The sequence below is a fragment of the Microbacterium laevaniformans genome, from assembly GCF_016907555.1.
In the GTDB taxonomy this organism is placed as follows: Bacteria; Actinomycetota; Actinomycetes; order Actinomycetales; family Microbacteriaceae; genus Microbacterium; species Microbacterium laevaniformans.
The window spans coordinates 2,140,518-2,152,715 of the sequence record NZ_JAFBCE010000001.1 but is presented as its reverse complement, the minus strand read 5'-3'; the positions used below and the strand labels follow the sequence as shown (position 1 = coordinate 2,152,715).

Annotated in this window: 14 protein-coding genes; 10 read left to right on the top strand and 4 right to left on the bottom strand. The window is 72.4% G+C overall.

Going from position 1 to position 12,198, the window contains the following annotated elements; all coding sequences use genetic code 11:
- Positions 1-18: 18 nt before the first annotated feature.
- The 6 genes from JOE53_RS10270 to JOE53_RS10245 all read left to right on the top strand — a co-directional run bounded on the left by JOE53_RS10270 (position 19) and on the right by JOE53_RS10245 (position 5,870).
- Positions 19-654, top strand: a complete 636-nt coding sequence (locus JOE53_RS10270; RefSeq protein WP_204947663.1) for a phosphatase PAP2 family protein — start codon at positions 19-21, stop codon at positions 652-654.
- A 10-nt stretch (positions 655-664) separates the two neighbouring features.
- A complete protein-coding gene (locus JOE53_RS10265; protein ID WP_204947662.1) occupies positions 665-2,569 on the top strand; it encodes a helicase HerA-like domain-containing protein in 1,905 nt (634 codons plus the stop codon).
- Positions 2,570-2,643: 74 nt separating this feature from the next.
- On the top strand, positions 2,644-4,203 hold the full coding sequence (locus JOE53_RS10260; RefSeq protein ID WP_204947661.1) for an SDR family oxidoreductase: 1,560 nt from the start codon (positions 2,644-2,646) through the stop codon (positions 4,201-4,203).
- Positions 4,204-4,212: 9 nt separating this feature from the next.
- The gene (locus JOE53_RS10255; protein ID WP_204947660.1) at positions 4,213-4,812 is read left to right on the top strand and encodes a GNAT family N-acetyltransferase; all 600 of its coding nucleotides are present in this window, start codon (positions 4,213-4,215) and stop codon (positions 4,810-4,812) included.
- A 153-nt stretch (positions 4,813-4,965) separates the two neighbouring features.
- On the top strand, positions 4,966-5,442 hold the full coding sequence (locus JOE53_RS10250) for a MogA/MoaB family molybdenum cofactor biosynthesis protein (protein WP_204947659.1): 477 nt from the start codon (positions 4,966-4,968) through the stop codon (positions 5,440-5,442).
- A complete protein-coding gene (locus JOE53_RS10245; protein WP_204947658.1) occupies positions 5,442-5,870 on the top strand; it encodes a molybdenum cofactor biosynthesis protein MoaE in 429 nt (142 codons plus the stop codon). The genes JOE53_RS10250 and JOE53_RS10245 overlap by 1 nt, the downstream gene beginning before the upstream one ends.
- Positions 5,871-5,873: 3 nt before the next feature.
- On the opposite strand, the gene JOE53_RS10240 is transcribed toward JOE53_RS10245, so the two are convergent.
- The 4 genes from JOE53_RS10240 to JOE53_RS10225 are packed head-to-tail and all read right to left on the bottom strand — an operon-like array spanning position 5,874 to position 8,936.
- Entirely contained in the window at positions 5,874-6,107 is a 234-nt protein-coding gene (locus JOE53_RS10240; protein WP_112930850.1) for a MoaD/ThiS family protein, read from the bottom strand.
- Entirely contained in the window at positions 6,107-6,577 is a 471-nt protein-coding gene (moaC, locus tag JOE53_RS10235) for a cyclic pyranopterin monophosphate synthase MoaC (RefSeq protein WP_112930851.1), read from the bottom strand. The genes JOE53_RS10240 and moaC overlap by 1 nt, the downstream gene beginning before the upstream one ends.
- Positions 6,574-7,839: a molybdopterin molybdotransferase MoeA gene (locus tag JOE53_RS10230; RefSeq protein ID WP_204947657.1), complete on the bottom strand. Its 1,266-nt coding sequence runs from the start codon at positions 7,837-7,839 to the stop codon at positions 6,574-6,576. The genes moaC and JOE53_RS10230 overlap by 4 nt, the downstream gene beginning before the upstream one ends.
- Positions 7,836-8,936: a ThiF family adenylyltransferase gene (locus tag JOE53_RS10225; protein ID WP_271171077.1), complete on the bottom strand. Its 1,101-nt coding sequence runs from the start codon at positions 8,934-8,936 to the stop codon at positions 7,836-7,838. The genes JOE53_RS10230 and JOE53_RS10225 overlap by 4 nt, the downstream gene beginning before the upstream one ends.
- Before the next feature lie 126 nt (positions 8,937-9,062).
- On the opposite strand from JOE53_RS10225, the gene JOE53_RS10220 reads away from it, so the two are divergent.
- Genes JOE53_RS10220 through JOE53_RS10205 form a run of 4 tightly spaced genes read left to right on the top strand, consistent with a single transcriptional unit; the run spans position 9,063 to position 12,197 of the window.
- The gene (locus JOE53_RS10220) at positions 9,063-9,458 is read left to right on the top strand and encodes a TOBE domain-containing protein (RefSeq protein ID WP_036314997.1); all 396 of its coding nucleotides are present in this window, start codon (positions 9,063-9,065) and stop codon (positions 9,456-9,458) included.
- Entirely contained in the window at positions 9,458-10,267 is an 810-nt protein-coding gene (gene modA / locus JOE53_RS10215; RefSeq protein WP_204947655.1) for a molybdate ABC transporter substrate-binding protein, read from the top strand. Before JOE53_RS10220 ends, modA begins: the two co-directional genes overlap by 1 nt.
- Positions 10,264-11,088 (top strand): ABC transporter permease, encoded by an 825-nt coding sequence (locus JOE53_RS10210; RefSeq protein WP_204947654.1) that lies wholly within the window; start codon positions 10,264-10,266, stop codon positions 11,086-11,088. The genes modA and JOE53_RS10210 overlap by 4 nt, the downstream gene beginning before the upstream one ends.
- Positions 11,064-12,197: a sulfate/molybdate ABC transporter ATP-binding protein gene (locus JOE53_RS10205; RefSeq protein WP_204947653.1), complete on the top strand. Its 1,134-nt coding sequence runs from the start codon at positions 11,064-11,066 to the stop codon at positions 12,195-12,197. Before JOE53_RS10210 ends, JOE53_RS10205 begins: the two co-directional genes overlap by 25 nt.
- Position 12,198 lies beyond the last annotated feature (1 nt).

The window sequence follows — 12,198 nt, the reverse complement described above, 5'->3', positions numbered from 1 at the left end:
GTGGGGCACAATGGGGCGATGAGAGCACCCTTGGACGATGACGTCACCACGGTCATGCTGCAGCGGCTCGTCGTGGGCGTGCTGCTGATCGCGATCACGGTGTGGCTCGGCATCCAGGTGGTGGTCGAAGCTGACGTGAACGTCGACGAGTGGTGGAACGTCTTCGTCGACCGCTTCGCTTTTCTCGACGGCGCCGCCCTCGCGATGAACTTCCTCGGCGGCGGATGGTTCGCGACCTTCGTGGTGCCGCTCGCCGGCGTCGGGCTGCTGGTCGCCCAGCGCCGTCCGCGCGGCGCGCTGTTCGTGGTCGTCGCGTCCCTGGGAAGCGTCGCGCTCGTGCAGCTGCTGAAGGCGCTGTTCGGACGTGCGCGCCCCGAGGACATGATCGTCTTCTCCGATCACGGCTCCTTCCCCTCCGGACACACCGCCAATGCGGCGACGGTCGCGACGATCGCGGTCATCCTCTTTCCGCGGGTGTGGGTCGCCGTGGTCGGCGGCGCGTGGGTGTTCGCGATGGCGTTCAGTCGCACCCAGGTGCACGCCCACTGGCTGAGCGACACCGTCGGCGGCACCCTCGTGGGCGTGGGGGCGACCCTCGTGGTCGCGGCGATCTGCGCGCGCATGCTCGAGCGTGAGAGCGGGTGCGCTCGCTAGGCTGAGCGCCATGAGCGCTGTCGATGACGCAGAACTTGCCCGACTGCAGGCCGAGGCGGAAGCGGCGGAGGCCGCGCTGAAGCTCGCCCGGGCCAAAGCCGCGCTCGCCGCCGCCCAGGCCGCGCGCGCCGCGGGCCCTGCGCCTGCGGAGGAGATTTCCGCTCGGGAGGATGCCGCGGCCGCATCGGCTCCTCCCGAGGCGATATCTCCTCCCGAGGCGCCGGTGGCGGATGCCGCGCAGACGGTTCCCGAGGCGCCGGTGGCGGATGCCGCGGCATCCGGTCCCTTGAACGACGCGCAGGTTGCGGCGATCGCGAAGGGATACGCCTTCGAGGGACTGACCCTCGATCTCGGTGCCCTGATGAACACCGAGCCGGTGCCGTCGGCGCAGATCCGCATCCCGCTGGGGATGATGAACCGGCACGGCCTGGTCGCGGGAGCCACCGGCACCGGAAAGACCCGCACGCTGCAGGGGCTCGCCGAACAGCTCGCCGCGAAGGGCGTGCCCGTCTTCGCCGCCGATATGAAGGGCGACCTGTCGGGCGTGGCGACGCCCGGCGAGCCGAGCGAGAAGCTGCTCGCGCGGACGGCCGCAATCGGTCAGGAGTGGACGCCCGCGGCATCCGTCACCGAGTACTTCGCCCTCGGGGGCGTCGGAAAGGGCGTGCCGGTGCGGGCGACCGTCTCGGGGTTCGGACCGCTGCTGCTCAGCAAGGTGCTCGGCCTCAACGAGACCCAGGAGTCCAGCCTCGGGCTCGTCTTCCACTACGCGGACGCCAACGGGATGGCCCTCGTCGATCTCTCCGATCTGCGCGCCGTGCTCACCTGGCTCACGAGCGACGACGGCAAGGACGAGCTGAAGGCGCTCGGCGGACTGTCGTCGGCGACCGCCGGCGTGATCCTGCGCAAGCTCATCACCTTCGCCGACGACGGAGCCGACGTCTTCTTCGGCGAGCCGGAGTTCGACGTGCGCGACTTCCTGCGTACTGCCGCCGACGCGCGCGGTGTGATCTCGCTGCTGGAGGTGCCCGGCGTCGCCGACAAGCCGGCCCTGTTCTCGACGTTTCTCATGTACCTGCTGGCGGAGCTGTTCGAGATCCTCCCCGAAGTGGGCGACCTCGACAAGCCGAAGCTCGTGTTCTTCTTCGACGAGGCCCACCTCTTGTTCCGCGATGCGTCGAAGGCGTTCTTGGCCGCGATCACGCAGACCGTCCGCCTCATCCGGTCCAAGGGCGTCGGCGTGTTCTTCGTCACGCAGACGCCGAAGGACGTTCCCTCCGACGTGCTCGGCCAGCTGGGCTCACGCGTGCAGCATGCCCTCCGTGCCTTCACGCCCGACGACGCCAAGGCGTTGCGGGCGACCGTCGGCACGTATCCGAAGAGCGGCTACGACCTCGAACGGGTGCTGCAGGAGCTCGGCACCGGAGAGGCGATCGTCACCGTCATGAACGAGAAGGGTGCGCCGACCCCGGTCGCCTGGACGCGACTGCGCGCGCCGCAGGGCCTCATGTCGCCCACCCCCGACCCGGACATCGAGCGAGCCGTGCACGCCTCGCCGCTGCTGGCCCGCTACGGCACGCCGATCGATCGCGAGTCGGCGCGCGAGATCCTCACCGCGAAGATGAACGCCGCCGCGGAAGCGGACGCCGCGGCCGAACAGGCCAAGGCGCAGGAGCAGGCGGCGAAGGAGCAGGAGAAGCAGCGGGCCGCACAGGCGAAGGCGGATGCCGCCGCCGAGCGCGAGCGACAGAAGGAGTACGACCGGATCCTGCGCTCCACCGGCGGCTCGACGCGGACGACGCGCACCTCGCGCGCGTCACAGAAATCGCCCATCGAGCAGGTGTTGAACTCGAAGTCGACCCAGACGATCCTGAACTCGGTCATCCGCGGCCTCTTCGGCACCGGCCGGCGCTGACGCTCGCCCTTGCGTGCGGCGACCCCGTGCGCAAGGGGATGCGCCGCCTGGAGCCGCCGTCTAGCGTGACGGACATGAGCGATCTGTCGAGCCCCACCGGCCGGGAAGAAGAGCTGCGCGCCGTGCCGCGCGCAGACGGCACGGCGCCGCGTGCGCTCGTGCTCGGTGCGACCGGCTACATCGGGGGGCGACTGGTGCCGCGGCTGAACGCGGCCGGTTACCGGGTGCGGGTGCTGGTGCGCGATGCCGGTCGGCTCGCCGCGTTCTCGTGGGGGAACGAGGTCGAGGTCGTGGTCGGCTCCGCCGTCGACGAACCGGCGCTCGCGCAGGCCTGCGCCGACGTGGACGTCCTCTACTACCTGATCCACTCGATGGCGGCCGGCGCCGGATTCGAGCAGGCCGACCTCGCGGCCGCGCGCGCCGTCGCCACGGCGGCGGCCGCGGCATCCGTCGCTCGCCTGGTGTACCTGGGCGGACTGCACCCGGAGGGCGTGCCGCTGAGCCCGCATCTGCGCTCCCGGGTCGAGGTGGGGGAGGTGTTCCTCGCCAGCGGTGTGCCCACGCTCGTGCTGCAGGCCGGTGTCGTGATCGGGTCGGGGTCGGCCTCGTTCGAGATGATCCGCCACCTCACCGAGGTGCTGCCGTACATGCCCGCCCCCAAGTGGGTGCGCAACTTCATCCAGCCGATCGCCGTCCGCGACGTCATGCACTACCTGCTGGGCGCCGCGCGCGTCGCCGCCGACGTGAACCGCGCCGTCGATATCGGCGGACCCGACGTGCTGCGCTACGGGCAGATGATGAACGGCTACGCGGTCGAGGCGGGCCTGCCGCAGCGGCCGATCGCGCCCCTGCCGGTGCTCACGCCGGGACTGGCGTCGCACTGGGTCAACGTCGTCACACCGGTGCCGCGCTCGATCGCGCGCCCGCTCATCGCCTCGCTGCAGAACGAGTGCGTCATGGACGACCACGACATCGACGCCATCATCCCGCCGCCCGCGGGTGGTCTCACGCCCTATCGCCGGGCCGTGGCGCTGGCCCTGGGGCGCGTGGCGGCCGACAGCGTGGAGACGAGCTGGCAGGATGCCGAGGTCAGCGGCGTGCCATCGGATCCGCTGCCATCCGACCCGGAGTGGTCGGGGCGCACCGTGTTCACCGACGTGCGCACGGCGACGACGACCGCGAGCCCCGCGCGGCTCTGGGAGGTCATCGAGGGGATCGGCGGCGAGAACGGCTGGTACTCCGCGCCCGTGCTGTGGGCGCTGCGCGGCTGGATGGACCGGGTCGTCGGAGGCGTGGGGCTCGTGCGCGGACGGCGCAATCGCAGCCGCGTGGCCGTCGGCGATGTCATCGACTTCTGGCGTGTCGAGAAGGTCGAGCCGGAGCGACTGCTGCGCCTGCGTGCCGAGATGAAGGTGCCGGGTCTGGCGTGGCTCGACCTCGGCTGCGAGCCGGGCGCCGACGGCGGCGCCGTGTACCGCCAGCGCGCGGTCTTCTTCCCGTCGGGGCTGTCGGGCCGGTTGTACTGGCTGGCGGTGCTGCCGTTCCACGGGTTCATCTTCCGGGGGATGGCCAACCGCATCACGGCGGCGGCGGAGCACGCGGATGCCGCCGAGCACGTGGATGCTGCGGCCTAGACTCGCGCCGTGGCCCATCTGCGTTCTTTCCGCCTCGGCGACGAGCCCGCCCTCGCCGAGATCTGCCTGCGCACCGCCGACACGGGCAGCGACGCCACCGGCATCCTGGACGACGACGACATCTGGGCGGCCGTCTTCGTGCTTCCCTACGTCGCGCGTCATCCCGAACTCGCCATGGTCGTCGAGACGGACGATGGGCGGGTCGCGGGCTACGCCGTCGCCACCGGGGACACCGATGGGTTCGAGGAGTGGTTCCGCACCGAGTGGTGGCCGCGGTTCGCGGATCGGTGGCCGCACCCCGCGGGAGAACCGTCGAGTCGCCAGGACGGGGTCCTGTCGTATGCGTACGGGCGCCGAGCGGATGCCGAGCCCTTCGCGGCGGCGTATCCCGCGCACCTGCACATCGACCTGCTGCCCGAACTCCAGGGCCAGGGGTGGGGTCGGCGGCTGATCGCCGCACTCACCGATGCCCTCCGTGCCGCGGGCGTTCCCGGCGTGCACCTGGTCGCCGCGGGGACGAACGCCGGTGCGATCGCCTTCTACGAGCGTCTGGGCTTCACGCGCCTGGACGCTCCCGCGGACGTCGCCGCCTTCGGCATGCTCCTGTAGCGCCCCTCCCGCCTCTTCGCCGAGCCGCCATGTTCTCGCCAACCCGCCACGATATGTCGCGCCGAAGCATGGCGGATCGCGCGGTAGGTGACGGCTCGGCGATGAGACGTGGGGAAGGGAGGGAGAGAGGGGGCGGGGGCGTAGGGTAGGGGCGTGGGCAGCATCGCCGTCGTGATCACCGTCTCGGATCGGTCGGCTGCGGGTGCGCGTGCCGACACGGCGGGCCCGCTGGCCGTCACAGCGCTGCGCGAGGCGGGGTGGGAATGCTCCGACGCCCGGGTCGTCGCCGACGGCGCCGACAGCGTCGAGACGGCGCTGCGCGCCGCGCTCGACGACGGCGCGCGTCTCATCGTCACCACCGGGGGCACCGGTGTCGCCGCCCGCGATGAGACCCCCGAGGGCACCGATCGCGTCATCGAACGCACGATCGACGGCCTCTCCGAGGAGCTGCGCCGACGCGGCGTCGCCGAGAAGCCGGCCGGCATGCTCTCCCGCGGTCGTGCCGGGGTCGCGGCGCGCGCCCTGATCGTCAACCTGCCCGGATCGCCCGCGGCCGTGGCCTCCGGGATGCCCGTCATCCTGTCGGTCGCCGCTCACGTGGTGCATCAGCTCGACGGAGGAGATCACTGATGACTGCCGTTCGCATCGCCAGCATCACCGACGAACCGCTGGATGCCGCCGCGCACCTCGCCGCCGTCGACGACCCCCGCGCGGGGGCTGTGACGAGCTTCATCGGCACGGTCCGCGATCACGACCCGGACGCCGACACGGCTGTCGTCGCGCTGGAGTACTCCTCGCACCCGGATGCCGAGGCGACGCTGCACGACATCGCGCTGACCGCCATCGGCGACACGCGTGCGACCGTCGCTGTGAGCCATCGCGTCGGACGTGTAGAGGTCGGCGAAGCCGCCGTCGTCATCGCGGTGTCCACCCCTCACCGTGCTGAGGCTTTCGAGGTGTGCCGCGCCATCATCGAGGCGATCAAGCGCGAACTGCCGGTATGGAAGCGTCAGCTCACGGCCGACGGCGCCGCCGCCTGGAAGGGCATCGGCGGCTGAGGCTCAGCCGCCGGCGAACGGCGGGAGCACGTCGACCAGGGTGTCGTCGCCCAACACTGTCGACGTGTCGGTGCGTCGTCCGTCGACGAGCACGGCGCAGCGGGGAAGGATGCGTCCGAGCGCCGGGTACTCCCGCGCCCAGGCGGCGCGCAGGTCGTCGAGATCGGTCTCGGCTCGCACCTCCTCGGCACGCCCGGCGAACTCCGCGGCGGCGGCGAAGTATCGGACCCGCGGCATCAGGACTCCCGCACCCAGTCGCCCGACTTGCCGCCGGTCTTCGCGAGGAGGCGGACGTTCTCGATGGACGTGCCCTTGTCCATGCCCTTGACCATGTCCACGATCGTGAGCGCGGCCACCGCTGCCGCCGTCAGTGCTTCCATCTCCACCCCGGTGCGGTCGGCGGTGCGGACGGTCGCCGTGATCTCGACGCCGTCGTCCGTGATCGCAAGGCCGACGCTCGCGCCGTGGACGCCGATCACGTGGGCGAGCGGCAGCAGCTCGGGTGTGCGCTTCGCGGCCTGGATGCCGGCGATGCGCGCGACGGCCAGCACATCGCCCTTGGGCACCGTTCCGTCGCGGAGCGCTGCGACGACGGCGGGAGCGCAGCGGACCACGGCGCCGGCTGTCGCGGCGCGCACCGTGGGCTGCTTCTCGGTCACATCGACCATGCGGGCGTGGCCGGCCTCGTCCAGGTGGGTGAAGCTCATGCGTCCCATCCTTCCAGCAGGTGGACCTGCACCGGGTCGCCCTCCCGCACCTCCGCGATGTCGGCCGCGACGACGGCGAGCGCGCGCGCGAGGCCCAACCCGCCGGCCAGGTGCGATCCCGACCCGCCCGCGGTCGCGGGGTGCACCGTCCACGTCGGCGCCGAGGTGTCGATGACCGCGGGCAGGTACTGCCGCCGTCCCCCCGGGGTCCGCCACGACGTGCCGGCCGGCAGAGTCAGACGCGCCCGCTCGACGGTGCGTCGACCCTGCATCGTCAGCAGGGCGGGGCGGACGAACACCTCGAACGAGACCGCCGCGCTGACCGGATTTCCCGGCAGACCGAACAGCAGTGCGATGCCGGACGGCGTCGGCAGGGTGCCGAATCCCTGTGGCTTGCCCGGCTGCATCGCGACGCGGGTGAAGGTCATCGCCGCGGCGAGCTCCGTGCGCACCACCTCGAATGCGCCGGCGCTGACGCCACCGGAGAAGACGACCGCATCGACGGGTGCCGCCAGCAGCGCGGCCACCGCGTTGCGCAGAGCTTCGCCCTCATCGTCCACGACGACCTGAGCGACGACCTCTGCGCCGGCCGCCGCGACGAGGCCGGCGAGCAGCACGCCGTTGGATTCGGGGATCTGCCCGCGTCGCAGCGGCGTTCCGGCCGGCGCCAGCTCGCTGCCCGTCGAAACGATGCCGACCCGCGGACGCGCCGAGACGACCACGTGAGTACGGCCCGCGGCGGTTGCCGCGGCGATCTGGAGCGGTCCGAGCACGACACCCGTCTCGAGCACCACGTCGCCCGCGCGGAGGTCGTCGCCGGCGCGGCGGACGAATGCTCCCGCGGTGCGCGGCGCACGGCGCACGGTTGTGTTCCGAAGGGAGTCAGCGAGGCCGCCCTCGGTGTCTTCGAAGGGCACGATGGCGTCGGCATCCGAGGGCACCGGCGAACCCGTCATGATGCGCGCGGCCTCGCCGGGGGCCAGCGGGGGATCGTGGGACGTGCCGGCGGGAAGATCCGCCACGACGCGGAGGATGGCGGGATCCTCCGGACTCGCGTGAGCGACGTCGGCGAAGCGCACGGCGAAGCCGTCCATGGCGGAGTTGTCGAAGACGGGGATGTCCAGGGTTGCGCGCACGGGCTCGCGCAGTGTTGCGCCGGTCGCCGCCGTCAAGGGGAGGCGCACGGCGGGCAGGGGGCGCACGGCGGCGAGCACGTCCGCGAGCTGCTCCTCGACGGTGCGCAACGGCGCGTGGGAGGTCATGCCTGCTGCCACGCGGCGAGACCGCCCACGAGGATGTCGGCGTCGACGCCGCGAGCGCGGAGGGCTTCGGCAGCGTGACGGGCGCGGATGCCGTGCGCGCAGATCACGACGACATGCTCGTCGTCGATCTGCGCCGGATCGTCCAGCAGGTCGCCGAGGGGGATCAGAACCGATCCGGCGACGACGCCGGTCTGCGTCTCCCACGGCTCGCGCACGTCCAGGAGGGTGGCTCCGGCCTCCTGCGCGGCGAGCATCTCGCTCGCCGTCAGTTCGCGGATCGGCGCGGGCGCCGCTTCTTCCGGGGCGACGCTCGGCGACGGAGAGGCGGGAGCGGACGCCCGCAGCGCCACCTCGGTCTGCGTGCCGCGCAACGCGTCGATCACGAGCACGCGGCCCAACAGGGGCTCGCCGATGCCGACGATGAGTTTGACCGCCTCGATCGCGAGAATGCCGCCTACCTGAAGGCACAGCGCACCCAGCACGCCCACCTCGGCGCAGGTGGGTGGGGTGCCGGCGGCGTCGGCCGGGTGCAGGTCGGAGAGCACGATCGGCTCCGTCCCCGCGGGAGGCGCGCTCCAGAACACCGTGGCCTGCGCGTGGAACTCCTGCAGCACGCCCCAGACGAGCGGGATGCCGAGACATTCGCAGGCGGCGGCGACCGCTGCCCGGGTGTCGAACGTGTCGCTGCCGTCGACGACGAGATCGGCGCCATGGAGCAGATCTTCCGCATTCTCGGTCGTGAGGCGTTCGTTGACCGGGATGACGACCGTCTCGGGCGACAGGTCCGCAGCGACGCGCTGCGCCGACGAGGTCTTGCGGGCGCCGATGTCGACGTGTCGGTGCAGGAGCTGCCGCTGGAGGTTGCTGAGGTCGACGACGTCGTCGTCGATGACCGTGAGGGTGCCGATACCGGCGGCAGCGAGCGCCATCACGACGGGCGAGCCGAGGCCGCCGGCCCCGACGACGGCGACGTGCGCGGCCGCCAGCCGGCGCTGACCGAGATCGCCCACGCCGTCGAGCACGAGGTGGCGCTGAGTGCGGGCGCGCTCGGCGGGGGCGAGGGCGGGAACGGGGTCGACGAGAGGAGGCAGCGGCACGGAGCCAGCGTATCCGCCGTGTCTGCCCGCGGGTCGAGGACCGAGAAGTCCTCCGCGAGGCAGAAAGCCGCAGTTGCGTCATCGCCGGCGCCCCTCTCGCCGCAGATGCGCGATATGGTCGGCGGTATGCGTTCTTATCGTGTCACCGAGGCCGCACGGCTGCTGGGTGTGAGCGACGACACCGTGCGCCGGTGGATCGATCACGGCATCCTTCCGACGACGGGAGTCTCGCCGGTGGAGATCCCCGGTGATGCCCTCGCCGCACGAGCGGTCGAGCTCGCGCACGCCGCCGCGGACCCCGCCGATGTGCTCTCGAGCGCCCGCAACCGCTTCGTCGGACTGGTCACGCGCGTGCAGCAGGACGGCGTGATGGCTCAGGTCGACATCCAGTCCGGCCCGCACCGCGTCGTGTCGTTGATGTCCTCGGAAGCGGTGCGCGATCTGGGACTCGAACCCGGTGCGCTCGCCGTCGCAGTCATCAAGGCCACGACCGTCATCGTCGAGACCCCGAGGGAGCGGTGATGCGCACACGATCGCGATACGTCCTCGCGGTCCTCCTCGCAGGGGTCGTGGCGCTCGCCGGCTGCAGCACGGGTGCGGGGCCGTCGGCTGCCGACCGAGCCGTCTCCGGGACGTCGTCGGCGTCGCCGGACGCCGTGACCGGGGAGCTGACCGTCTTCGCCGCGGCGTCGCTGAAGGCGGCCTTCACCCGGCTCGCCGATCAGTTCCAGACGGCGCACCCGGGGGTGACGATCCGTCCGATCAGCTACGACGGATCGTCGACGTTGGCGACCCAGCTGATCGAGGGGGCACCGGCCGACGTCTTCGCCTCCGCCGACGAGAAGAACATGCAGAAGGTCGTCGCCGCCGGACTCGCGTCCTCGCCGCAGCCGTTCGCCACGAACGTGCTCACCCTCATCGTTCCTTCGGGAAACCCCGCCGGCGTGCACGGGCTCGCCGACCTCGACACGCCGTCGCTGCGGGTCGTCCTGTGCGCGGCCGAGGTGCCGTGCGGTGCGGCATCGCAGACGCTCCTGCAGAAGGCGGGCGTGACGGCATCCGTCGACAGCTACGAGCAGAACGTGACCGCCGTCCTCACGAAAGTGGCCAGCGGAGAGGCGGATGTCGGTCTCGTGTACGTGACCGACGCCGCGACGACGCCCGCCGTGCAAACGGTGGCGACGCCGGGCGCGGATGCCGTGGTCAACACGTACCCGATCGTCGCCCTGGACGACGCGGCGAATCCCGCGGCGGCACGGGCCTTCGTGGACTTCGTGCACTCCGATGCCGCGCGCGTCACGCTCACCGACCTCGGCTTCGGCACGCCGTGACGGTCGCGACCGCCGGGCGGCGCGCGCAGCCGCGGGGATTCGTCCCGACCGTGCTGGCGGTGCCGGCGGTGCTGGGCCTCGCGGTGCTCGTGGTGCCGTTGACCGCGCTCGTCGGGCGTGTCGACGTCGCGACGTTCTGGGCCGACATCACCTCGCCGGCAGCGTTGTCGGCGCTCGGGCTGTCGTTGGTGACGGGGGCGGTCGCGACCCTCGTCTGCATCGTTCTCGGCATCCCGCTGGCGCTGTGGATCGCGCGGTCGGGACCGCGGCTGGCGGGGGTGCTGCGGGCCGTGATCACCGTGCCGCTCGTGCTGCCGCCGATGGTGGGCGGGGTCGCGCTGCTGTTTCTGCTGGGACGCAACGGGTGGCTCGGGCAGGCGCTGGCGGTGATCGGCGTGCGGGTGCCGTTCACGACGGCGGCCGTGGTGATCGCCCAGACGTTCGTGGCGCTGCCGTTTCTCGTGCTGGCGCTCGAAGGGGCGCTCCGGGCGACCGGCACCGGTTACGAACGTGCCGCGGCGGCGCTCGGCGCGGGGCGCTGGCGCATCCTGTGGCGTATCACGCTGCCGCTGGCGGCTCCCGGCCTCATCGCCGGCACCGTGCTGTGCTTCGCGCGCGCGATCGGGGAGTTCGGCGCGACGGCGCTGTTCGCCGGCAATGCGCCGGGGGTGACGCAGACGATGCCGCTGGCGATCTACACCGCGTTCAACGGGGCCGGGGTGTCGCAGGGCACCGCGGTGGCGCTGTCGCTGCTGCTGCTCGTGACCGCGCTGGCGGTGCTTCTCGCGGTGCGGGCATGGCGCCCGGGGGCGACGCGGTGAGCGGCGCGGCGCTCGAGGCGCACGTCGTCGTGCGGCGCGAGGGGTTCGTCCTGGATGCCGAGATCTCGGCATCCGCGGGGGAGATCGTTGCCGTGATGGGCCCGAGTGGTGCGGGCAAGTCCACCCTCGTCTCGGTGATCGCCGGGCTGCTGGCGATCACCGAGGGCCGTGTGCACGTCGCCGGCGAGGTCGTGTCGTCGCCGCGCGTGCAGCTCGCGCCGCAGCGCCGCGGGGTCGTGCTGCTGGGGCAGGATCCGCACCTGTTCCCCCATCTGTCCGCGCGGGACAACGTGGCCTTCGGCGTGCGCGTGTCCGCGGGGGAGGGGCGCGCGGCCGGGTGGGTCGAGCGGCGCTCGCGCGCCGAGCGGGCGCTCGCTGAGGTGGGCCTCTCCGGGATCGGGCATCGTCGTCCGGCGGAGCTGTCCGGCGGACAGCAACAGCGGGTCGCGCTGGCGCGCGCACTGGCCACCGAGCCGCGGGTGCTTCTGCTGGACGAGCCGTTCACGGCGCTCGATCCGGTGACGGTTGCGGACATCCGCCGCACGCTCGTCGAGCGCGTGCGCGCGGCGGGGTGCACGACGGTCTTCGTGACGCACGACGTGGTCGACGCTGTCGCCGTCGCGGATCGCCTCGTCGTGCTCGAAGCGGGGCGGGTGTCTCAGCAGGGCCCGGTGCGTGAGGTGCTCACGGCCCCGGCCACGGATTTCGTCGCCGCCCTCGCCGGCGTCAATCGGGTGGCCGGGCGTGTGGAGGACGGCGTGTGGGGTGCCGGGGTGCTGCGGTTGCGAGCTGCGGGGGTGCGCGACGGAGAAGCGGTGGCGCTCATCCCGATCGGCGCCGTACGCCTTGAGCGCGAAGGGTCCGGGGCATCGGAGAGCGAGGCCTCGGGGGCCGGCGCCGCCGCGGCGGCACGGGCAGCCGGCACCGCGACGTGGATGGCGCGCGTGGAACGCATCGAGGCGACGCCCGCGGGCGCCCGCGCGTACACGGCGTCACCGCCGGTCGTCTGCGAGCTCACCGTCGCGCAGATGCTCGCCGCAGAGACCGTAGAAGGCGACGCGGTGCGCCTGTCGGTGGATGCCGCGGACGTGCGGATCGTCGCGAGCTGAG